We start from the raw sequence: 21898 nt of genomic DNA on the forward strand, positions 1-21898 counted from the left end.
GCATGGCGTGGATCTACCGCTCTATCCTCACTGCATCCTCAAGGTACAGGCGGGCAATAGGCGGATGTGCTCGATGCTCGACCTGCCACAGGTCATATGCCGCCTGCATCGCCAGCCACATACGAGCACTGCCGAGGCCCGCAAGTTCAAGACGGTACGCGAGTTCAGCAGAGATGCCGGCGTGCCCGTTGATGATGGTCGACAGCTGTCCACGGGAATAACCAAGGTGCTGCGCCAGCGCACTGATGGACATGCTGATCGCCGGCAGGATGTCTTCGCGCAGCGATTCTCCTGGATGCGGCGGATCATGCAACGGCATCGAGCAGACTCCTAGTGGTAATCAAGGTAATCGACCAGTTCGACGTCGAGCCCACGAAAGCGGAACACCAATCGCCAACTCGCCGAGACATTCACAGCCCAGTAGCCGCTATAGCTTCCGTGCAGGGGATGCAGGCGATTTCCGGGCAGCCCCATGTCTCCAGGCAGCCGGGCTTGATCCAACTGCAGAAGCAAACGCCGCAACCGAGCCACATGATCGGCACGGACTCCGGAAATGTCGCCCCGCTCATAGAGCGCCTTCAGGCCCTTATGCCTGAAGCTGACGATCATACAGCACCAGTGTAAGGCCACACCTTACACTCCGCAAATCCAGTATAGGTTTCTGCGCCGCGCTTGTTGACCATTTTTACTATTGAGGTTGTCTCGGCAGACTCTCCTTTTCGCAAGGAACGCAGGCCAGATGAAGAGGCCAACGCGACAGCGGCGCCGTCGGGCGGAACACGCCGTCCCCTTTTCTCGTCCACGCATGGCGTGGATCTACCCAGGAAAACGAGAAAGGCCGGCGTGCGCCGGCCTTTCCTTCATCACGCTGCGATGCTGCTTACAGCGCCTTGGCCGCTTCCACCACGTGGGCGGTGGTGATGCCGAAGTGCTTGTACAGCTGGTCGGCCGGCGCCGAGGCACCGAAGGTGTCGATACCGACCACAGCACCGTCCAGGCCGACGAACTGGCGCCAGAAACCGGTCACGCCGGCTTCCACGGCCACGCGCTTGCGAACGGCATTCGGCAGCACCGATTCACGGTAGGCCGCATCCTGGCGCAGGAACACGTCGGTGGACGGCATCGAGACCACGCGGGTCTTGATACCGGCCGCGTCCAGCTGGGCCTTGGCTTCGGTGGCCAGCGAGACTTCCGAGCCCGTGGCGATCAGGATCACGTCCGGGGTACCGGCAGCATCGGCCAGCACATAACCGCCGCGCTCGATCTGGGCGATCTGCTCGGCGCTGCGCGGCTGGTGCGGCAGGTTCTGGCGGCTGAACACCAGGCAGCTCGGGCCGTCCTGGCGGGTGATCGCGGCCTTCCAGCTCACCGCCGACTCGACCGCATCGCACGGACGCCACACGTCGTTGTTCGGGATGTAGCGCAGCGAAGCCAGGTGCTCCACCGGCTGGTGGGTCGGGCCGTCTTCGCCCAGGCCGATCGAGTCGTGGGTATAGACGTGGATGGCGTGGGCCGGGATCAGCGCGCTCATGCGCACGCCGTTGCGAGCGTAGTCGCTGAACACCAGGAAGGTGGCGTCGAACGGAATGAAGCCACCGTGCAGGGCCAGGCCATTGGCAATGGCGGTCATGCCGAACTCGCGCACGCCGTAGTACACGTAGTTGGCGTTGGCGTCGTCGCTGGCAACGGACTTGCTGCCCTTCCACAGGGTCAGGTTGGAGTGCGCCAGGTCGGCCGAGCCGCCGACGATTTCCGGCAGCAGCGGAGCATAGGCTTCAATGGCCAGCTGCGAGGCCTTGCGCGAGGCGATCGTCGGGCCTTCAGCCGCCACCTGGGCGATGTAGGCATCGGCCTTGGCAACGAAGTCGGCCGGCAGTTCGCCGTGCGAACGACGGGTCAGTTCGGCGGCCTCGCCCGGGTACTGGCTGGCGTACTTGTCGAACAGCTGTTCCCACTCGGCCTGGCGCAGGGTACCGGCGCCATTGGCGCGCCAGCCGTCGTAGATCGCCTGCGGGATCTCGAACGGACCGTACTCCCACCCCAGCTGCTTGCGGGTGGCTTCCAGTTCGTCCTTGCCCAGCGGTGCGCCGTGGCTGGATTCCTTGCCCGCCTTGTTCGGCGAACCAAAACCAATGGTGGTGCGGCAGCAGATCAGGGTCGGCTTGTCGCTCTGCGACAGCGCGGCCTCGATGCCGGCCTTGATGCTTTCCGGGTCGTGGCCATCGACGTCACGGACCACGTTCCAGCCATAGGCTTCGAAACGCTCCGGGGTGTTGTCGGTGAACCAGCCCTCGACGTTGCCGTCGATGGAGATGTGGTTGTTGTCCCAGAAGCAGACCAGCTTGTGCAGGCCCCAGGTACCGGCCAGCGACGCCGCTTCATGCGATACGCCTTCCATCAGGCAGCCATCGCCCATGAACACCCAGGTGCGGTGGTCGACCACTTCCAGCTCCGGTCGGTTGAAGCGCTGTGCCAGCAGCTTCTCGGCCAGGGCGAAGCCCACGGCGTTGGCGAAACCCTGGCCCAGCGGGCCGGTGGTGGTTTCCACGCCCGGGGTCTCATGGCGCTCCGGGTGGCCGGCGGTGTGGCTGCCCAGCTGGCGGAACAGCTTCAGCTGCTCGATCGGCAGGTCGTAACCGCTCAGGTGCAGCAGCGCGTACTGCAGCATCGAACCATGGCCGTTGGACAGCACGAAACGGTCGCGGTTGAACCAGTGCGGGTTGCTCGGGTTATGGCGGAGGTAGTCGTTCCAGAGGACTTCGGCGATGTCGGCCATGCCCATGGGCATGCCGGGGTGGCCGGACTTTGCGGTTTCAACCGCATCGGCGGCAAGGAAGCGGATGGCGTTGGCCAACTGGCGACGGGTAGGCTGCGTCATGGTTCTGTCGGAATCGGGAGGCGGCCGCGGACGTGCGGGCGGCCTATTGTCCCATAGTCGCCGGGCGGGGGGTCGGTTCACCTTGTCCGGTCGTGCCGGCCGCTGGCCGCCAAGTGCGCAGAATTCAATGAAGATCATGAAGTTGCCGGCCAGCGGCCGGCACTACCGCCCCCGGAGTCCGGGGGCTGCGCCCTAGGCGCGGGGGTGTGGAGGCCGGTAAGGGGGGCCTACGATTCGCATCGCGAAACGTGGGAGCGGCAGCGCGCATGCGATGACGCGTACCCGGCCAGCGGCCGGCACTACTGCCCCCGGAGTCCGGGGGCGGGAATCCGGACTCAGTCCTGCTGCGGGCCCAGCGCCGGGCCATCGTGGCCTTCGCCCTTGGCCACCAGGGTGGTCAGGGCCAGGTCGCCGGTCACGTTCAGTGCGGTACGGCACATGTCCAGGAAGTGGTTCACGCCCAGGATCAGGCCGATGCCCAGCGGGTTCACGCCCACCATGGCGCAGATCATCGCCACCACCGGCAGCGAGCCCGAGGGCACGCCGGCCGTACCGATGCCACCGAGGATGCAGACCGCCATCACCATGATCTGCTGGCCGATGCTCAGGTCCACGCCGAAGAACTGGGCCAGGAAGATCACCGTCACGCCCTCGAACAGCGCAGTGCCGTTCTGGTTGGCGGTGGCGCCCACGGTCAGCACGAAGCGCGACACGCGCTGCGGCAGGCCCATCTGGTCGGCCACGCGCAGCGCGGTCGGCAGGGTGGCGTTGCTGGAGGCGGTGGAGAACGCCATCACCGTCGCTTCCTGGGTATCGCGGAAGAACGACAGCGGCGAGCGGCCGGACAGCCACACGGCGGTGCCGTAGGTCACGATCATGTGCAGGCCCAGTGCCAGCACCACCACGCCCACGTAGGCACCGAGGCGGATGATCAGCTCGAAGCCGAACAGTGCGGCCAGGTTGAACATGAAGCAGGCCACCGCGTACGGGGCCAGGCGGATGACCAGGTTGATCAGGGTCATCGAGATTTCAAACACGCCTTCGATGGCACGGCGCAGCGGGGCGACCTTCTCGTCGTCGGTCAACACCATGCCGATGCCGAACATCAGCGCGAAGAACATCAGCGACAGGATCGCGCCGTTGTCGGACGCGGCCTGCAGCACGTTGCTCGGCACGATCGACAACAGCATGTCCATGCCCTTCGGCGTGCCATGGATGCCGGCAACGATTTCCTTGCTGCGCTCGGCGTTCTCCGAAAGCATCATGGCGGCGACCTGCGGATCGACGCCGGCGCCCGGCTTGAGCAGGTTGACCAGCACCAGGCCGATGCCCACGGCAATGCCGGACAACAGCACGGTATAGGCCAGGGTCTTCCAGCCGATGCGGCCAAGGGCGCGGATGTCGCCCATCTCCGACACGCCCATGATCAGCGCCGAGAAGATCAGCGGCACGATCAGCATGAAGATCAGGTTGAGGAACAGGCCCGAAGCCGGGGTGGTGACGTAGTCCATTACCCACTTGGCACCGGCCTGCAGACCTTCGACGCTGCCGCCCAGGGCGTGCACGATCAATCCCAGGATCAGGCCGATCGCAAAGCCGATGCCCATCTTCCAATGCAGGGGCAACTTCTTCTTGTCGGCAGCAGCTGCTGTCATGCGCGGGTTTCCTCGAAAAATGAATGCACTCTAACAAAGCGCGCAAGCGGCGCCGGTTCAGGTTCGCCGCGGCGGATACAGCGGCGCCAGGCCAGTGTCAGCGGTGATCGCCGCCGCCGACCAGTGCGGTCCGTCACGGAAGACCCCGCGCAGGCGCGTGCGCAGCGGCGCCAGATCACCCTGCCCGCCCCAGCGGGCCTGTTGCAGGTCCTGCAGCACCTGGCGCTGGGCCGGGTCATCCAACCGGGCGATGACCTGCTCGATGCGTTCAACGCCGGCCATCGCGCATAGCTGAGCTTCTACCTGATCGAAGCCTTCGCCATCCAGCGCGCGGCGCAGTTCGGCCAGGCCGGCACGTCCAGTCGCCACAGCCGGCACAGCCCCCCTGCCCGCCTCAGGCGGCGCCACGCGCGGGCGACGGCCACGCTGCCAGCCCCACAGCAGGGTCAGCAGCCACAGCAGCGCCAGGCCGATAGCGGCGCCCATCCATGGCCACGGACGCTCGGCCAGGCCGCTGGCGCGCGGATCGGTGGCCGCGATACGGCTGTCCTGGCCATCGCCCCCCGGCAGCGCAGCATCTGTGTCGATCGGCGGCAGCGGCGCAGGTGAAGCACTGCCACCGCCATTACCGGCTGCGACGGCGAGTGTCAGGTCCGGCAGCTTCGCTTCCTGTGGCTTGCCCGCACGAACATCCCACCACGGCAGGCGCGGCCCCGGCACCACCAGCGAACCCGGCTGGCGCGGCACGATCGAATAACGGCGGGTGATCTTCAGGCGCGGCGTGCTGCCGTTGAAGGTCTCTTCGTACTGCGCCGGTTCGGCGAACACCTGTGCGGCGCTGCCGACGTCGGGCACCGGCAGGTCGGTGAACTGCGCGCGGGTGGCACCGTCGGCAATCGCCTCGACCACCACGTTGGCCGCCTCACCGGTACGTGCGCTGGTCGGTGCACTGGTGTAGCGCAGCTGCAGGCCCTGCAGCGGCAGCCACGGCTGCGGCGCCTGTGCCGGCTGTGCCTGAACCTGCAACGTGCGGTCGGCGCCGGTGGCATTCATCCGCCCGTCGCCGCCGCCAAAGAAATCGTCGAAGAAGCCACCGGCACTGCGCCCACTGAAACGCGCACCGGCCAGCCGAAGTGCACCGCTGCGCTCAGGAATCAGCAGGAAGCGCCGCTCGACCACGTTGTAGCGGCGGCCATTGACCTGCCGCACATCGGTGCGGTCATCGCCCACCCGCTGCAACGACGCACCGGCCGGGGTATCCAGCACCAGTTCGCCGGAGGCCAGCTGCGAAGCGAAATACAACCGCACCACCACGCCTACGCTCTGCTGCACATACGGCGTCTCGTCATCGACGACGGTTTCGATGAAGGCCACTGCGTTGCTGTCGGGGCCGGCCACGGCAGCGGCATCCACCTGCAGGGTCAACGGCGCAGTACGTACGCTGCCCACCTGCAGGCCCGGCACCACCAGCGCACCGCTACGCCGCGGCGTGAGTGCCACGCCATACAGAGTGCGCTGCTGCATGCTGCCATTGCTCCACTCCACCTGACGGCTGCTGGTCTGGCCGCTGAGATTGAAGTCGGTACGCAACGACGTGAAGTCCGGCGCGCCCTGGTCGCTCTCGACATTGAGCATGACCGTGTCACCCAACGCGATGCGGTCGCGGTCCAGCCACGCGCGCGGCTGCGCCCAGGCCAGCAGCGGCAGCCACAGCAGCAACGCCGCCAGTACCTGTCGGAGCCAGTGCCTGTGCATGTTGATCGCCCGCGTCATCGCCCCTCCCTCTTCCTGCGTTCGTTTTCCAGCTGGAACTTGGCCCGCAGCAATGCACCCGGATCATCCGGCACGCGTCGCATCCACGCCTCCACCGCCTGTTGCTCCTCGCGCTGGCGCGCAGTGCTGCCGTCGCTTCCGGGCACCGGCTTGCCGTCCTGCTCGCCCTTGCCCTCACGTGCCTGCTGCATTGCCCGCTGCATGCGCTGGCGCTGCTGCTCATCGGCCCGGGCCTGTGCCTTGGCATCCTCCACCTGTGGTGGCGCCTGCTGTCCATCGCGGCCGCGCTCGCCGGGCTGCGGGCTCGACGGGTTCTTGTCGTCACCGGGCTTGGGCTGCCCCTGCTGGCCCGGTTGCGGCTGGCCCTGGCCAGGATCCTGCTGGCCCTGCTGCGGCTGCTGGCCCTGCGGATTCTGCTGCCCCTGGCCGTTCTGCGGTGGCTTCTGCTGCCCGTTCTGCGGTGGCTTCTGCTGATCCTGGCCTTTGCCACCGGACTGCTTGCGCTTGCGCGCGGCATCGACCACGGCGCGGTTGGCGACCGCATCGGCCATGCCGGGATGCAGTGCCAGCGCGCGGTCGTAGGCGGCAATGGCTTCGTCGTAGTGGCCTTGGCGGGCCAGTGCATTGGCCAGGTTGTACCAGCCCGCATCGCTGTCGATGCCCTCGAACTGCTTGCGGGCACTGGCGAAATCGCCATTGCGGTACGCCTGCGCACCTTCGGCCAAGCGCTGGTGCTGCACCTGGTCGGCGCGTTTCCACAGCGTGCCCTGCGCTGGCGGTGCGGCGGGCGCGGCAGGCGCCTGCGCCTGCACGTCGCTCATCCATGGCAGCAGACCCACCGCCAGCACTGCCACCAGCAGCGCGCGGCGGCGGAAGGCCAGCAGCGCCAGCAGCATCACCGGTGGCAGCAGCCAGAACCCTTCATCACGCCATTGCTTGCCCTCCCCGGGCCGCTGCGCCGCAGTACCTTCGCGTGCATCCAGTACACCCAGTGCGCGCAGATCACTGGCATCGGCGGCGATGCGGGCATAGCGGCCACCTCCCGCGGTGGCCACGGCACGCAGGCTGCCTTCGTCCAGCGCAGCCTGGCGGATCTGCCCACTGCCATCCCGGTACGCCGCCCCGGCGGGGGTGCCCAGGCCCAGTACCGACACCTGCAGGCCCAGGCTGCGCGCCTGCGCGGCGGCCAGTGCCGCTTCATCATCCGCCTGATCGCTGACCAGCAGGATCTGCCCCCGCAATGCCCCGATCTGGCGCATCAACCGCGTCGCCCAGTCGATACCGCGGTCGGCACGCTGGCCGTCGCGTGGCATCACATCCGGCGACAACGCGTCCAGATACAGCGCAACGTTGCTGCCGTCGTCGGTCAGTGGCGCCACGGTGTAGGCATCCTCGGCGTAGACCACCAGGCCCACCTGTCCGCCCTGGCGGGCACGCAGCAGCTCACCCACTTTCGCCCGGGCCTGCAGCAGGCGCGACGGCGGCAGGTCGGTGGCATTGATCCGGCTGGACAGATCCAGCACGACCAGCAGCGGTGCGCTGGCCTGGAACATCGGCTGTGCCTGCTGGCGCCAGCTCGGCCCGGCCATGGCCAGCGAGGCCAGCGTCCAGCCCAGCAGCACGGCCCAGGGCAGGCGTACGCGGCGGCGCGTGCCCGCGGCCAGCAGATGCGGCAACAGGTGGGCATCCACCGCTGTTCGCCACACATCGCTGCGCCGCTGCCGGTACAGCGCCAGTGCAAGAATGACCGGCAAAGCCAGCAAGGCCCACAGCCATTCCGGGCGCAGGAAGTGCAGCGCATTCCAATCGGGAAGATTCGAAGCAAGCGCGATCATCGGCGACGCTCCGGCCACAGCCACGCCAGCACGCCCAGCAGCAACGCCACCCCCAATGGCCAGGCATAACGTTCTTCGCGCGGGCGCAGGCTCGGCCCCTTCGCGGCGATCGGCTCCAGCCGGTCCAGTTCAGCGTAGATCCCGGCCAGCTGCGCGGTGTCACGCGCGCGGAAGAACTGGCCACCGGTCATGCTGGCAATCTTCTTCAACGTGGCCTCGTCGACCGGGTCCTGATCGGCGGAGATGGGAATACCGAACAGGCGCATGCTGCCATCGCCACCAAATGCGACGGTGTGGATGCGCACGCCCTCGGCGCGGGCCACCTCCGCCGCGCGCAGCGGTTCCAGCACGCCGGCGTTGCTGACGCCGTCGGTCAGCAGGATCAATACGCGCTGGCCTTCGGGTTGGCTGCGCAGGCGCTTCACCGCCAGGCCGATGGCATCACCGATGGCCGTCTCGCGACCCGCCAGGCCAACCACGCTGTCGCGCAGCTGGTCGCGCACGCTGGCCAGATCGGCCGTCAGCGGCGTAAGCGTGTAGGCGCGGTCGCCGAAGATCAGCAGGCCGATGCGGTCGCCGGCACGACGATCGAGGAAATCGGCCAACACGGCCTTGGCTGCGGTCAGGCGATCCACCGCCTGTCCACCCAGCACCATGTCGCCCTCGCCCATGCTGCCGGACACGTCCATCGCCAGCATCATCTGCCGGCCCTGCTGCGGCGGGGTGACTGCTTCGCCCAGCTGTTGCGGGCGTGCCAGTGCGACGCACAGCGCGCACCAGCCCAGCCACAACAGCAGCGTGCGCAGCCACGACACATCAACGCGGCCGCCACCGGCCAGCGCTTCCAGTTCCGTCGCCGCATAGGGCACACGCAGTGCTGCGCCGGGATCGGCACGACGCTTCCACCAGTGCACCAGCAACGGCAACGGCAGCGCCAGCAGGGCCAGCGGCCATGCCAGCTGCAGGTCCGGCCATGGCCAGTAACTTGCCAGCAGGTTCATCGGCGCCGCTCCAGCAGCATGGCCAGATAGCGCTCGCGCGCCCAGCTGCGCAGCGCCGCCACATCGTTGGCGTCCACGCGTGGGCGATAGGCACCTTCGGCCAGCAGGCTGCGACGCGCCGCGGGCAGCGTGCCTTCCGGATCCACGCGCTGCCACCAGGCATCATCGCGCAGGGATTCACTGCCGGGCTGTGCCTGGCGCGCGGCGCGACGCAGCAGTCCTGCAATCGCCGCCAGTTCTGCAGCCGCATCGGCGGTGGTTGCCAGCTCCTGATCGAACAGCTGCAACCAGCGTTGGCAGCGTCGGCGGCGCTGCCACCACACGAAGGCCATCGCCGCCAGCAACAGCAGCACCCCACCGCCGATCATCAGATAGCCCGGTGCCGGTGGCCACCACGACGGAGGCGGTGGCACTTGGACGTCGCGCAGCGGCAGGTTGGCACTCATGCCGGCACCTCGGTGGGCGATGGTGCCAGCCAGGCATCGCTGGGCGCATCGGTGGACAGCACCTGCACATCGACACGGCGCGCCCCCAGCTGGCGCCGCAGTTCCTGCAATGGTTCGACGAAGTGGGCCTGCCAATGCGCCTGCACCTCGCTGCGCCGCAGGTCCAGGCCGATGCGCTGCTGCAGGGTCTGGAACTGCAGCGCAGCCGATGGAGGCTGCAGTTCCAATGGATCGACCAGCAGCACCAGGCTGAGGTCATGGTGCTGGGCCAGCGCACTCCAGCGCGCAGGCGGAATACGGATGGCCTGCTGCGGGTCGGCCAGCACCAGCACGCGTGCACCCGGGCGCAGGACGCGACCGGCATGGTCCAGCGCGCGCTCCAGGCCAAGGTCATCGGCCGGTGGCTGCGCATACCACCGGGTGAGCGCATCCAGCACGCGCAGCACGCCGCGCGGGCCACCTGCCGGTGCGATCGGTGGTTCACGGTCGCTGCCACGCAGGGCGCCGATGCGATCACCACGACGCTGTGCCGACCACGCGGCGACAGCACCGGCACGTGCGGCCTGCACCGATTTGAAGCGCACGCGGGTGCCGAAGTACAGCGCCGGCGACGTATCGGCCACGATCAGGCTGACCCGCTCGCGTTCGGCCTGGAACAGTTTGGTGTGGGCACGACCGGTGCGTGCGGTCACCCGCCAGTCGATATGGCGCGCATCATCACCGGCCACGTACTCGCGTGACTCGGCATACTCCATGCCACGCCCACGCAGCGGCGACGGCGCCTGCCCCGCGTTGCCGGCGCGGCCACGGCAACGCGGCGGCGGTCGCTGTGCAAGGCGGCGCAGCGCTACCAGTTCGGCCAGCTGCGGGTGCAGCCCGTCACCGTCGCTGACGGAAGAGGCGTGGTGCAGGGATGGATCGGCCATGCGCAGGCTCAGGGTGCCGGCACCCGGGCCAGCAGCTCCTGCACCAGGCGTTCGCCATCCCAGCCTTCGGCAGTAGCTTCGTAGCTGGGCAGCACGCGATGGCGCAACACGTCAGCAGCGACCGCACGCACATCATCAGGGGTGACGAAATCGCGGCCGGCCAGCCAGGCGCGCGCACGCGCGCAGCGTTCCAGTGCGATGGAACCGCGCGGGCTGGCGCCCCAGGCAATGCGGCGGCCCAGGCCAGCGTCATAGCGCGACGGATCACGCGAGGCCAGCACCAGCTCGATCAGGTAGCGTTCCAGCGCCGGCGCCATGTGCAGGTCCAGCACTTCGCGGCGGGCATCGAACACATCCTGCATCGGCAGCTTTTCCGCCGCCGGTGCGGCTTCGCCCAGCGCGCCACGGGCGCGGTCGCGGGCCAGCCGAAGGATCTCCGATTCGGCGGCCTGGTCCGGGTAGCCGATGCGTACATGCATCAGGAACCGGTCCAGCTGTGCTTCGGGCAGCGGGAAGGTGCCTTCCTGCTCGATCGGGTTCTGCGTGGCCATCACCAGGAACAGCGGCGGCAGCGCGTAGGTGTGGCGGCCAACGGTGACCTGGCGCTCGCCCATCGCTTCCAGCAGCGCCGACTGCACCTTGGCCGGCGCGCGGTTGATTTCATCGGCCAGCAGGATCGGGTGGAAGATCGGGCCGGGTACGAATTCGAAGCGGCCCTCCTGCGGGCGCCAGATCTCGGTGCCGGTCAGGTCGGCCGGCAACAGGTCCGGGGTGAACTGCACGCGGGCGAAATCCGCCTCCAGGCGCGAGGCCAGCGCACGGATCGCCGTGGTCTTGGCCAGGCCCGGAGCGCCTTCCACCAACAGGTGGCCATCGGCCAGCAGCGCGATCAGCAGGCGTTCGACCAGTGCCGCCTGGCCGACGATCTCGGCCGACAGGGCATCGCGCAGCTGGGTGAAGGCGCCATGCAGGCGGGAGGCGGCCGGCGCGGGCGGCGGCGAGACGGTTTCGGGCATCGGCGGTGGCAGGTTCATGGGGGCCTTTGACCGGCGCGGGACGGCACGGGTTCCCGACATCATCGCAGGGTGCCCTGCGATTGGCATCAAGAACGGCTGAACGGCCCATCCACGCATGGCGTGGATCTACTGGGCTATCCACGCATGGCGTGGATCTACGGGTGGAAACGCAGAAGGGCCGCGCATGGCGGCCCTTCTGCGTTGCGCGGGTGGCGCGGGCTCAGTTCTGCTTGGCCACGCGCAGCACCTTCGGCGTGACGAACACCAGCAGCTCGGCCTTGTCCTTGTTGCGGCCGCGCTTCTTGAACAGGTTGCCCAGGAACGGCACGTCGCCCAGGAACGGCACTTTGCTGATGCTGCTGCGGTCGGTGAACTCGTACACGCCACCGATGACCACGGTCTGCCCATCCTCGACCAGTACCGCGGTGTTGACCTCGCGGCGGTTGATCGACGGCACCGTGCCGTAGCCCTGCAGTTCGATCAGGCGGTCGACCTCATCCTTCTTCACCTGCATGTTGAGGAACACGCGGTTGTCGTTGGTGATGGTCGGGGTCACCCGCAGTTCCAGCACCACTTCCTTGAACTGCACGTTCGGGGTGGAGCCGGCGCCACCGGCAGCACCGGTGCCGCTGATGGTGACGTAGCCGATTTCCTTGCCTTGCTTGATCATCGCCTCGCGCTGGTTGGTGGTAACCACGCGCGGGTTGGAGATCACCTCGCCTCGCGACTCTTCCTGCATGGCCGACAGCTCCACGTCCAGCAGGTAGCCTGCGTTGAGGATCGACAGCGCCAGCGAGCCAGGGTTGTTGGCTGCGGCCACCGGCAGGTTCCAGTTCAGGCCGCGCTTGATGGTCGGGCCGCTGGGAATCGGCGCCGGGCCGACGCTGCCGCCGGCCTGCCACTCGCGAATCGCCTTGGCGTTGGCCTGCGCCGTATCGACCTGCGACTTGCGGGTTTCGGCATTGGCATCCAGGCTGCCGCTGAAGTACACGTTGTCGCGGCTGCCGCTGATGCCGAACTTCGCACCCAGCTCGCGGGCGAAGGTATCGGTAGCGATGACGATACGGCTTTCGATCAGCACCTGGTCAACCGGACGGTCGATCACGCCGATCAGCTCACGCATGCGCGCGATCTTCTTCGGGATGTCGCTGATCATCAGCGTGTTGGTGCGCTCGTCGGCCACGATACGGCCGCGCGAGGACAGGAAACCACTGTCTTCCTGCGACGAACCGCCGCCACCGCCATTGCCGCCGCCACCACCGCCGCCGATGCCCTTGGCATCGGTCAGCGCTTTGAAGATCTGCGTGGCGCTGTGGTAGTTGATCTGGACGTAATCGGTGACCAGGTCTTCGCGGTTCTCGATGGCGATGCGCGCGTCTTCCTTCTCCTGCTCGAACTTGGCCAGCTCAGCCTGCGGAGCGACCCAGATCACGCTGCCATCGCGACGCTTGTCCAGGCCCTTGGCGCGCAGCACGATGTCCAGCGCCTGGTCCCACGGCACGTTGACCAGGCGCAGGGTCACATTGCCCTGTACCGAATCGGACGCCACCACGTTGAGATTGGATTCTTCGGCGATCAACTGCAGCACGGTGCGCACCGGCACGTCCTGGAAGTTGAAGGTCACCGGCTTGCCGGTGAAGCCACGCTGCCCCACCGCCTTGGCGGCCTGGGTGACGCTGCCGGCGGTGACCGCGCCCACCGCGGCGGGCGCCTGCCGCGGGCTGATCTCCACCACGTACTCGTTGCCGCTCTGGTAGGCCAGCGACTCCACCGCGCCACCGGTACTGAGCACCAGCTGGGTACCGGCACCGGACGGCTTGGCGTCGATGCGCTGCACCGGCGTGGCGAAGTCGGTGACGTTCATCGGCTTCTGCAGGTTGGCCGGCAGCCGGGCGTTACCGACATCGACCACCACGCTGTTGCCCTGCGTCCGCAGGTCCGGGACCGCGCCCTGGCCGTCGAACTGGACGATCAGGCGCCCGGCGCCATCATCGCCGCGCTTGAAATCGATCTTGGCCACCGACAGGCCCGCCGGCGCTGCCGCCGGTGCCACGGTGGCGCCCACCGGCTTCTCGGCCGGTGCGGCGGCCAGCGCCGGAGCGCAGGCCAGCATCAGCGCGACTCCCAACGCGCTGACACGGTTCAAGGTAGAGCGCCGGATGGGACGCAGCCCCTTGGCTTGGTGAAAGGTCATCGTGCTATCCCCAGTAAACGATCATTGATCTTCAAGCGAGAGCGTTGCCGGCCGTTCCAGCCAGCCGCCCGCGCCATCCGGCACCAGTTCGATCAGCTCCACGTGGTCTTCGAAGACCGCCGTGACCCGCCCGTCGCTCTGCCCCAGGTACCCACCCGGGCGTACCCGGTAGGTCACCTTGTCCGGCCCCATCACCAGCGCCACGGTAGCGGCGCCGGTGCCGATGGTACCGACCATGTCCAGTGCATCCAGCGGGAAGCCTTCCAACGGCTCCTTGCGCCGGTTCGGATCCGGACGCAATCCGCCATTCCCCTGCTGCGGATTGGTCCAGGCATCGGTGAACGGATCGCGCAGGCCCTGTGCGGAGTATTCGAAGGTTTCGAACTGCTGCATCACCGGCAGCGGCTCCAGCGGCTGCGCCGGTCGTGCACGCTCGCCTTCCACCCACTTTTCAAGATTCGGCGCATCACCCGGCGTGCTGGTCACGCCGCGGCCACAGGCGGCCAGCAACAGGACCGCCAACGCCACTGCACTGCGTGCGATGTACGTGCGCATCACTTCTTGCCCCCCTTGCCGTTCTTCTTTTTCGCTTCGGCATCGGCGACAGCCTGCTGCGCCTGCACTTCCGTCTCATCCAGATAGCGATAGGTCTTGACCGTGCCGGACAGCTCCAGCGCACCGCTGCGGGCGTTGCCGCTGGCCTTGTCCTTGGGCTTGAGGTTGATGTCGTGCATGGTCAGGATCACCACCCGCGGCAGCGAGGCCACGCCGCTGACGAACGCACCGAACTGATGGTAACTGCCCACCATGCGCAGCTTGATCGGCTTTTCGGCGTAGAACTCCTTGACCTGCTCCTGCTCCGGCTCGAACAGCTCGTTGGTCAGGCCGCTGGACAACGCGGTCTGCGAAATGTCGATGATCAGGTCCGGCATTTCGGTCTTGCTGGGCAGCTGCCGCAGCATCTGCTGCAGCACCTGTTCCATCTGTGCCAGCTGCTGCTTCAGCGGCGCCAGGTTCACCGCGCGTTCCTGCTGCTTGGTGAACTCGGCACGCAGGTCGACTTCCTTCGATTCCAGGCCGGCCAGTTCCTCGCGCTTGCCACTGATCAGCAGCATCCACGCAACGAACATGATCACCAGCGCCAACAGCGAGCAGAAGACGATCTTGGCCTTCTGCGGCCAGTTGCCGATGTCGTTGAAATCCAGGTTCTTCAGATCGATTTTCTGGCTCATGCGCGATCCCCCTGCAGCGGGGCGTTGAAGGCCTGCGGCGGCTGCGCCAGGCGGCTGCCCTCGGGCTTCGGCGCAGGCTTGGCAGCCGGGGCTGCCGGCGGGTTCGGCGCGGCCGGGGTGGCAGCAGGTGCGTTGGCCGGAGCGGCGGCGGGGGCGGGTGCAGCCGGAGCAGCAGCGGGCTGGCCTGCGGCCGGCGCGGCGGGCGCCGCTGCATCCGGGCCGGCGGCAAGCGGGGCCACTGCGGGCGGCGCCGGCGTTGCCACCGAACCATCGGCGTTGAGGCCTGGCGTAGCGGCCACTTCCTCACTCTGCGCCGGCAGCTTCACCTTGACCACGAACACGTAGGGCAGCGCCTTGATGTCCGCAACCGGGCCGGTCTTGCCGTCCTTGTCCTTCTCGGGGTCACGCGCTTCGATGATCGACAGTTCCGGGTTGGTCATCCAGCCGGACGTTTCCAGGTTGCGCATGTACGCCGAAACACGGGCGTTGGACTGGGTGCGCCCTTCCAGGGTCAGCACGTCGCCTTCCTGCTTCAGCGCGGTCAGCACCAGGCCATCGGGAATCGTGCGCACCAGCGCATCGAACAGGTGCACCATCTGCGAGCGCTTGGCCTGCAGTTCCTCAATGACCTTCTTGCGGGCCAGCAGGCGTTCCTTCTGCGCGTCAAGGCGGTCGATCTCCTTGTTCTGTTCCTTGACCTTCTCGATCTCGGCTTCCAGATAGGCGTTGCGGTCCATCTGGCCGCTCACCTGGCGGTCGTAATAGAACCAGATCACCAGCGACAGCAGCAGGCCACCGATCGCGGCCATGCCCAGCATTGCGTAGAACTCGCGCTGGCGTTGCTTGCGCCGCTCGGCGCGCCAGGGCAATAGATTGATGCGTGCCATCAGTCGAAGCTCCTCAGCGCCAGACCGGTGGCGATCATCAGCGCGGGGGCATCCTGGGCCAGCACATGTGCGTTCACCTTCGGCCCCAGGGTCATCTGCGCCAGCGGGTTGGCGACCACGGTCGGCACGCCCAGCTGTTCCTCGACCATTTCCGGCAGGCCACCGAGCACGGCGCAGCCGCCGGCCAGCACGATGTGATCGACGCGGTTGAACTCGCTGCCTGCGTAGAAGAACTGCAGCAGGCGGCTGATCTGCTGGACCGTGGCTTCCTTGAACGGCTCCAGCACTTCCATCTCGTAGCTTTCCGGCAGCCCACCCTGGCGCTTGGCCAGGCCGGCCTCCTCGTAGCTCAGGCCGTAACGGCGCATGATCTCGTCGGTCAGCTGCTTGCCACCGAACACCTGTTCGCGGCTGTACAGGCTGCGGCCGCCGCGCAGAACGTTGAGGGTGGTCATGGTGGCGCCGATGTCCACCAGCGCGACCACGCCGTCGATGGACACCGGCAGCTCGCTGGCGACCAGGGCGTAGGCGTTCTCGACCGCGAAGGCCTCCACGTCCATCACCTTGGCCTGCAGCCCCCCCAGTTCCAGGGCCGACTGGCGCAGTTCCACGTTCTCCGAACGCGACGCGGCCAGCAGCACCTGGACCATCTCCGGGTTGTTCGGGATCGCCCCGATCACCTCGAAGTCCAGGTTCACTTCCTCGATCGGGTACGGAATGTAGTTGACCGCTTCCAGCTCGATCTGGGCTTCCATGTCGTTCTCGTCGAGCTCGGCCGGCATCGGGATCACCTTGGTGATCACCGCCGAACCGGCAACGGCGGCAGCGGCCAGCTTGGCCTTGCTCCCCGAGCGGTTCATCGCGCGGCGGATGGCCTCACCTACGGCCTCCACTTCGACGATGTTCTTTTCCACCACCGCATTCGGCGGAAGAGGTTCCACAGCGTAATGTTCCACGCGAAAACGGTTGCCACTGCGGGACAGCTGCAAAAGCTTTACCGCAGTCGAACTGATGTCGACGCCTACAAGCGGCGACTGACTTTTTGGGATGAGCCCCACGGTTTCTCCCCTGCCGACGGGCACTTGGACGCAAGACCTGCGCCCGAGCATTAATAACGTATTCTTAGCAAATGGCAACGGCCCTGCTGTGAAGTTCCTCACGGATTCACGATGCAGCCCCTGACTGTTCCCCTTGCGCTCCCCGGTGCCGACCCCAGCCGCCACCTTGCGTAATCTATACTCTGCGACCACGAAATTCGCAATCGGAATCTGAACCCGATGACTCGACTCCGCCGCTGGCTGCGCTGGATCTTCCTGATTGTCCTGGTCCTGGCGCTGATCGGCGCGGCCGCCGTGGGCGGTCTGTACTACGCCGTGTCCTCCAAGCTTCCCGACGTGCAGACCCTGCGCGACGTGGAAATGCAGGAGCCGATGTACGTCTATGCCGCCGACGGCAAGCTGATGGCGGTGTTCGGCGAGACCCGGCGTACCCCGATCACCATGAAGGACGTGCCGGAGAAGCTGAAGCAGGCCTTCCTGGCAACCGAGGACGCCCGCTTCTACGAGCATGGCGGTGTGGACTACAAGGGCATCGGCCGCGCGGTCTGGCTGCTGGCCACCACCAACGACAAGCGCGTGCCCGGTGGTTCCACCATCACCCAGCAGGTGGCCCGCCAGTTCTTCCTCAGCTCCGAGTACAGCTATACCCGCAAGCTGGCCGAGATCCTGCTGGCGCGGAAGATCGAGTCCGAACTGAGCAAGGACGAGATCTTCGAGCTGTACCTGAACAAGAGTTTCTTCGGCAACCGCGCCTACGGCGTGGCCGCCGCCGCCGAGTTCTACTACGGCAAGAAGCTCAACGAGCTGGACCTGGACGAGATGGCCTCGCTGGCCGGCATCCCCAAGTTCCCGTCCTCGGGCAACCCGATCTCCAACCCGGAGCGCGCCCGCCAGCGTCGTGACAACTATGTGCTGCAGCGCATGGCCGACCTGAAGTTCGTCAGCCAGGCCGAAGCCGACGCGGCCAAGGCCGTGCCGATGCACGCCACCGCGCATGAGCCGCCGGTGCAGGTCGACGCGCCCTACGTGGCCGAGCTGGTGCGCCAGGAGATGATCGCCCGCTTCGGCGGCGATGTGGTCAACAAGGGTTACCACGTCACCACCACCATCGACTCCACCCTGCAGACCGCCGCCAACCTGGCCGTCCGTGATGGCCTGCTGCTCTACGACCACCGCCACGGCTGGCACGGCGTGGAGAAGCAGGTGCAGGTGGGTGCCGGCGAAGACGCCGCCGCCCTGGCCGAGCACCTGCGTGGCCTGTACGGCCAGGCCGGCCTGCTGCCGGCCATCGTTGCCAGCACCGGTGCCGATGGCAGCGCCACCGTGGTGCTGGCCAACCGGACCGAGATCGTGCTGCCGGCCGGTGCCGCCAAGTGGACCAACAAGACCCCGGGCAAGCTGGTGCAGCGCGGTGACATCGTGCGCGTGCGTGCCGGTGCCAAGGAAGGGGAGTGGCTGCTGGATCAGCTCCCGCGCGGCCAGTCCGCGCTGGTCTCGCTGGATGCCCACAGCGGTGCACTGAAGGCGCTGGTTGGCGGTTTCAGCTTCTCCGGCAACAAGTTCAACCGTGCCACCCAGGCCCGCCGCCAGCCGGGTTCGAGCTTCAAGCCCTTCATCTACGCCGCGGCCTTCGACAAGGGCTACAACCCGGCCTCGATCGTGCTCGACGCCCCGGTCGTGTTCCGCGACCGCCGCGGCAAGACCTGGGCTCCGCAGAACGACGGCGGCGGTTTCCGCGGCCCGATGCGCCTGCGCGAAGCGCTGGTGCAGTCGCGCAACCTGGTCTCGGTGCGTCTGCTCGATGGCATGGGCGTGGACTACGCGCGCAAGTACATCAGCGAATTTGGTTTCGCCGAATCGGAACTGCCGCCGAACCTGTCGATGTCGCTGGGTACCGCCTCGCTCACCCCGCTGTCGGTGGCCCGTGGCTACGCGGTGTTCGCCAACGGCGGCTCGCGCGTGGACACTTGGCTGATCGACCAGGTGAACGACCGCGACGGCAACCTGGTGTTCAAGGAAAACCCGGCGATGGCCTGCCGCGACTGCGCCGGCAGCAGCGACCAGCCGGTCAGCCAGGTGGTGGACGGCTTCAACTTCGGCGCCCCGGCCCCGAAGGTGGACCCGGCTGCTGCGGCCAAGGCCGAAGCCAAGGCCGAGACCCCGGCCGCGCCGGTCAACCCCGATGCCCGCACCGCCCCGCGCGCGATCGACGCCCGCACCGCCTACCAGCTGGTGTCGATGATGCGCGACGTGGTCCAGCGCGGTACCGGCGTGCAGGCCAAGGTGCTCGGCCGCGAGGACGTGGGCGGCAAGACCGGCTCCACCAACGACCACCGCGACGCCTGGTTCTCCGGCTTCGGTGGCCCGTACGTGACCACCGTGTGGGTGGGCCGCGACGACTTCCGCTCGCTGGGCTACCGCGAATACGGTGGCAAGGCCGCCCTGCCGATCTGGATCGACTACATGCGCACCGCGCTGAAGGACACCCCGATTGCGCAGAACGAGCCGCCCAGCGGCATGGTCCAGGCCACCCTCAACGGCGCGACCGAGTGGGTGAAGGTGGAAGACATGGACCGCCTGACCGACTACGACCTGAACCTCAATACGCCGCAGGCCGACGCCGCCGCGTTCGATATCTTCTGAGGAAGCATTCGGTGGGTGCCAACCGTTGGTTGGCACCGCCTCTGTAGAGCCGAGCCCATGCTCGGCTCCATGCGCCGGCGGTAGAGCAGCCGAGCATGGGCTCGGCTCTACAGGATCAACGGCACCCGCTTGCTCGCCTCCGTGAAATACCCACGCGGATGTCACATCCGTGCGCTACTCTGTAGCCAGGTCGCAACAGGGAGTCATCGCATGCATCGCGCCCGTCAGCATGCTGCCAGCCAGACCCGCGAGCGGCGTCACCGCCTCGCCCACGAAGCCGCCCGCCTGATGGCCGAAGGCGGCATCCGCGACTACCACCAGGCCAAGTTGAAGGCCGCCAGCCGGCTCGGCATCCACGACGATGCCTCCCTGCCCCGCAACACCGAGATCGAAGACGCCCTGCGCGAATACCAGCGGCTGTTCGCTGGCCCCCAGCACGGCAGCGAGCTTCAGCGCCGCCGCGAGGCTGCCATGCGTGCGCTGGAGTTCCTGCACGGCTTCTCCCCGCGCCTGGCTGGCCCAGTGTTGGAGGGCACCGCCGACGCCAACAGTCCCGTGCAGCTGCACCTGCACAGCGACGACCCGGAAGCCGTGCACCGCTTCCTGGAGGAGCACGGCATTCCCGCCGAATCGCGGACGCGCCGCCTGCGCATGGACCGCGAACGCTGCCTGGACGTGCCGGTGTGGGTGTTCAGTGCCGAGGAGCTGACCTTCGACCTGGCCGTGCTGCCGTACGACGCCCTGCGCCAGGCCCCACTGTCACCGGTGGATGAGAAGCCGATGCGACGTGCGTCCGTGGCGCAGTTGCGGCAGGTGCTGGCCGAAGCGGAGATCAGCGCGTACATCGGCGGATGACGGTAGCGCCGGCCCATGGCCGGCGAGCGCAGCGGTACCTGCCAGTGATGGGTGCGGACCGTTGGTCCGCACCGTGCTTCAGGCATTTCGATTGCTGGCCGGAGAGCAGTCGAGCACGGCTCGACTCTACAGAAGCTCTGCACCCGTGTTCGGTAGGTGCGGACCGTTGGTCCGCACTGTGCTTCAGGCATTTCGATTGCTGGCCGGAGAGCAGTGGAGCACGGCTCGACTCTACAAAAGCTCTGCACCCGTGTTCGGTAGGTGCGGACCGTTGGTCCGCACTGTGCTTCAGGCATTTCGATTGCTGGCCGGAGAGCAGTCGAGCACGGCTCGACTCTACAGGAGCGTTGCACCCGTGTTCGGTAGGTGCGGACCGTTGGTCCGCACTGTGCTTCAGGCATTTCGATTGCTGGCCGGAGAGCAGTGGAGCACGGCTCGACTCTACAGAAGCGTTGCACCCGTGTTCGGTAGGTGCGGACCGTTGGTCCGCACTGTGCTTCAGGCATTTCGATTGCTGGCCGGAGAGCAGTCGAGCACGGCTCGACTCTACAGAAGCGCTGCACCCGTGTTCGGTAGGTGCGGACCGTTGGTCCGCACTGTGCTTCAGGCATTTCGATTGCTGGCCGGAGAGCAGTGGAGCACGGCTCGACTCTACAAAAGCTGCGCTACCTGCGCTGGCAGATGATGCCCATCATGCTCCCGCTACCAGACGAAACGGGTATCGCGCAGCGGGTCGCTGAGCAACCGCGGCAACCACGGCGCGGCGGCTCGCTGCGGATACTCCCGCATCATCTGTGCATGCATGACCTGCAGGCCCCGCAGCAACCAGATCTGGTCATAGATGTCGTTGAACCCATCCGACCACCCACTCTTCACCCGCTCATGCTCGACCGCCTCCAACGACGGCATCTGGTCCAGCGACACCTCCAGGATCGTCAACAGTGCTGTGTTGATCTGCGCATTCTCAACACCCGCCCTGCGCACATCCTCCAATCGAGCGCGAATCCGTCGGCAGTCGTACGGGACGCACCCACCCGTGGCGGTGATGTAGTCGGCGATGTCCGCCAGCATGTCGGCTTTCAGCCGCCACACCACTTCGCTGTCCATCACCTGCCGCACCCGCATCGTGCGCAACGTGCTCGCCCTTACCTCCTCCGGCGTGGTGAACGGTGCACCCGGCGTGCGGCCCGCGTGGCGCACCAGCACGATGCGATGGATCGCCTCGCTGGTGACGCCCTCGATCCGCAGCGCCGCTGCCTGAGGACGCACGCGCGGCGGCGGCACGCCCAGCATCTGCCACAGATACCACAGCACCAGCAGCAGACCGGCGATGCATAGCCCGCTCATCAGCGTCCACAGGTCCAGGTTCCGGGTGTAGTAGCGAAAGCGCGCCCGCCAGATATAGAACGTGCGATAGCTGACGATTCCACTTACCCATCTGTACATTGCCTTCTCCTCGGCAAGGACCCCGGCGCGACGGGGTTCATTACGCGCACCAC

The 21898-nt window shown here is 67.1% G+C and carries 18 protein-coding genes; 2 read left to right on the top strand and 16 right to left on the bottom strand.

Annotation, left to right across the window (positions count from 1 at the left end):
* Positions 1-13: 13 nt before the first annotated feature.
* The 15 genes from ACTXG9_RS02520 to ACTXG9_RS02590 all read right to left on the bottom strand — a co-directional run bounded on the left by ACTXG9_RS02520 (position 14) and on the right by ACTXG9_RS02590 (position 16901).
* Positions 14-319: a HigA family addiction module antitoxin gene (locus ACTXG9_RS02520; RefSeq protein WP_456115435.1), complete on the bottom strand. Its 306-nt coding sequence runs from the start codon at positions 317-319 to the stop codon at positions 14-16.
* Between the two features lie 11 nt (positions 320-330).
* The gene (locus ACTXG9_RS02525) at positions 331-609 is read right to left on the bottom strand and encodes a type II toxin-antitoxin system RelE/ParE family toxin (protein WP_010484073.1); all 279 of its coding nucleotides are present in this window, start codon (positions 607-609) and stop codon (positions 331-333) included.
* A gap of 271 nt (positions 610-880) precedes the next feature.
* Complete coding sequence (gene tkt, locus ACTXG9_RS02530; protein ID WP_021203688.1) at positions 881-2878, bottom strand: transketolase; 1998 nt, start codon at positions 2876-2878, stop codon at positions 881-883.
* Positions 2879-3213: 335 nt separating this feature from the next.
* The gene (locus ACTXG9_RS02535; RefSeq protein ID WP_021203689.1) at positions 3214-4533 is read right to left on the bottom strand and encodes a dicarboxylate/amino acid:cation symporter; all 1320 of its coding nucleotides are present in this window, start codon (positions 4531-4533) and stop codon (positions 3214-3216) included.
* Between the two features lie 57 nt (positions 4534-4590).
* On the bottom strand, positions 4591-6306 hold the full coding sequence (locus tag ACTXG9_RS02540; protein WP_021203690.1) for a BatD family protein: 1716 nt from the start codon (positions 6304-6306) through the stop codon (positions 4591-4593).
* The gene (locus ACTXG9_RS02545; protein WP_180833030.1) at positions 6303-8141 is read right to left on the bottom strand and encodes a VWA domain-containing protein; all 1839 of its coding nucleotides are present in this window, start codon (positions 8139-8141) and stop codon (positions 6303-6305) included. Before ACTXG9_RS02545 ends, ACTXG9_RS02540 begins: the two co-directional genes overlap by 4 nt.
* Positions 8138-9142, bottom strand: a complete 1005-nt coding sequence (locus tag ACTXG9_RS02550; RefSeq protein ID WP_021203692.1) for a vWA domain-containing protein — start codon at positions 9140-9142, stop codon at positions 8138-8140. Before ACTXG9_RS02550 ends, ACTXG9_RS02545 begins: the two co-directional genes overlap by 4 nt.
* A complete protein-coding gene (locus ACTXG9_RS02555) occupies positions 9139-9588 on the bottom strand; it encodes a DUF4381 family protein (protein WP_019659998.1) in 450 nt (149 codons plus the stop codon). Before ACTXG9_RS02555 ends, ACTXG9_RS02550 begins: the two co-directional genes overlap by 4 nt.
* A complete protein-coding gene (locus ACTXG9_RS02560) occupies positions 9585-10514 on the bottom strand; it encodes a DUF58 domain-containing protein (protein WP_456115436.1) in 930 nt (309 codons plus the stop codon). The genes ACTXG9_RS02555 and ACTXG9_RS02560 overlap by 4 nt, the downstream gene beginning before the upstream one ends.
* Positions 10515-10522: 8 nt before the next feature.
* On the bottom strand, positions 10523-11548 hold the full coding sequence (locus tag ACTXG9_RS02565; RefSeq protein WP_021203694.1) for an AAA family ATPase: 1026 nt from the start codon (positions 11546-11548) through the stop codon (positions 10523-10525).
* Between the two features lie 202 nt (positions 11549-11750).
* The gene (locus tag ACTXG9_RS02570; protein ID WP_021203695.1) at positions 11751-13724 is read right to left on the bottom strand and encodes a type IV pilus secretin PilQ; all 1974 of its coding nucleotides are present in this window, start codon (positions 13722-13724) and stop codon (positions 11751-11753) included.
* 21 nt (positions 13725-13745) lie between these two features.
* Positions 13746-14279 (bottom strand): pilus assembly protein PilP, encoded by a 534-nt coding sequence (locus ACTXG9_RS02575; protein ID WP_019659994.1) that lies wholly within the window; start codon positions 14277-14279, stop codon positions 13746-13748.
* Positions 14279-14956, bottom strand: coding sequence for a type IV pilus inner membrane component PilO (locus ACTXG9_RS02580; RefSeq protein ID WP_021203696.1), 678 nt, complete (start codon positions 14954-14956; stop codon positions 14279-14281). Before ACTXG9_RS02580 ends, ACTXG9_RS02575 begins: the two co-directional genes overlap by 1 nt.
* Entirely contained in the window at positions 14953-15843 is an 891-nt protein-coding gene (locus tag ACTXG9_RS02585; protein ID WP_021203697.1) for a PilN domain-containing protein, read from the bottom strand. Before ACTXG9_RS02585 ends, ACTXG9_RS02580 begins: the two co-directional genes overlap by 4 nt.
* Positions 15843-16901, bottom strand: coding sequence for a pilus assembly protein PilM (locus tag ACTXG9_RS02590; protein WP_021203698.1), 1059 nt, complete (start codon positions 16899-16901; stop codon positions 15843-15845). Before ACTXG9_RS02590 ends, ACTXG9_RS02585 begins: the two co-directional genes overlap by 1 nt.
* A gap of 219 nt (positions 16902-17120) precedes the next feature.
* Between ACTXG9_RS02590 and ACTXG9_RS02595 the strand changes: the two genes are divergently transcribed.
* On the top strand, positions 17121-19544 hold the full coding sequence (locus ACTXG9_RS02595) for a penicillin-binding protein 1A (protein WP_109814412.1): 2424 nt from the start codon (positions 17121-17123) through the stop codon (positions 19542-19544).
* Positions 19545-19754: 210 nt separating this feature from the next.
* The gene (locus tag ACTXG9_RS02600) at positions 19755-20399 is read left to right on the top strand and encodes a hypothetical protein (protein WP_021203700.1); all 645 of its coding nucleotides are present in this window, start codon (positions 19755-19757) and stop codon (positions 20397-20399) included.
* A 702-nt stretch (positions 20400-21101) separates the two neighbouring features.
* On the opposite strand, the gene ACTXG9_RS02605 is transcribed toward ACTXG9_RS02600, so the two are convergent.
* The gene (locus tag ACTXG9_RS02605) at positions 21102-21845 is read right to left on the bottom strand and encodes a hypothetical protein (protein WP_109814413.1); all 744 of its coding nucleotides are present in this window, start codon (positions 21843-21845) and stop codon (positions 21102-21104) included.
* Between the last annotated feature and the right edge of the window lie 53 nt (positions 21846-21898).

Source organism: Stenotrophomonas maltophilia group sp. LNF247 (genome assembly GCF_054083135.1).

Bases quoted from the DNA above. Each gene is read 5' to 3' on its own strand.
- ACTXG9_RS02580 (WP_021203696.1), bottom strand. From the start codon at position 14,956: ATGAGCCAGAAAATCGATCTGAAGAACCTGGATTTCAACGACATCGGC.
- ACTXG9_RS02545 (WP_180833030.1), bottom strand. From the start codon at position 8,141: ATGATCGCGCTTGCTTCGAATCTTCCCGATTGGAATGCGCTGCACTTC.
- ACTXG9_RS02595 (WP_109814412.1), top strand. From the start codon at position 17,121: ATGACTCGACTCCGCCGCTGGCTGCGCTGGATCTTCCTGATTGTCCTG.
- ACTXG9_RS02570 (WP_021203695.1), bottom strand. From the start codon at position 13,724: ATGACCTTTCACCAAGCCAAGGGGCTGCGTCCCATCCGGCGCTCTACC.
- ACTXG9_RS02560 (WP_456115436.1), bottom strand. From the start codon at position 10,514: ATGGCCGATCCATCCCTGCACCACGCCTCTTCCGTCAGCGACGGTGAC.
- ACTXG9_RS02525 (WP_010484073.1), bottom strand. From the start codon at position 609: ATGATCGTCAGCTTCAGGCATAAGGGCCTGAAGGCGCTCTATGAGCGG.
- ACTXG9_RS02520 (WP_456115435.1), bottom strand. From the start codon at position 319: ATGCCGTTGCATGATCCGCCGCATCCAGGAGAATCGCTGCGCGAAGAC.
- ACTXG9_RS02585 (WP_021203697.1), bottom strand. From the start codon at position 15,843: ATGGCACGCATCAATCTATTGCCCTGGCGCGCCGAGCGGCGCAAGCAA.
- tkt (WP_021203688.1), bottom strand. From the start codon at position 2,878: ATGACGCAGCCTACCCGTCGCCAGTTGGCCAACGCCATCCGCTTCCTT.
- ACTXG9_RS02550 (WP_021203692.1), bottom strand. From the start codon at position 9,142: ATGAACCTGCTGGCAAGTTACTGGCCATGGCCGGACCTGCAGCTGGCA.
- ACTXG9_RS02600 (WP_021203700.1), top strand. From the start codon at position 19,755: ATGCATCGCGCCCGTCAGCATGCTGCCAGCCAGACCCGCGAGCGGCGT.
- ACTXG9_RS02565 (WP_021203694.1), bottom strand. From the start codon at position 11,548: ATGAACCTGCCACCGCCGATGCCCGAAACCGTCTCGCCGCCGCCCGCG.
- ACTXG9_RS02555 (WP_019659998.1), bottom strand. From the start codon at position 9,588: ATGAGTGCCAACCTGCCGCTGCGCGACGTCCAAGTGCCACCGCCTCCG.
- ACTXG9_RS02575 (WP_019659994.1), bottom strand. From the start codon at position 14,279: ATGCGCACGTACATCGCACGCAGTGCAGTGGCGTTGGCGGTCCTGTTG.
- ACTXG9_RS02605 (WP_109814413.1), bottom strand. From the start codon at position 21,845: ATGTACAGATGGGTAAGTGGAATCGTCAGCTATCGCACGTTCTATATC.
- ACTXG9_RS02535 (WP_021203689.1), bottom strand. From the start codon at position 4,533: ATGACAGCAGCTGCTGCCGACAAGAAGAAGTTGCCCCTGCATTGGAAG.
- ACTXG9_RS02540 (WP_021203690.1), bottom strand. From the start codon at position 6,306: ATGACGCGGGCGATCAACATGCACAGGCACTGGCTCCGACAGGTACTG.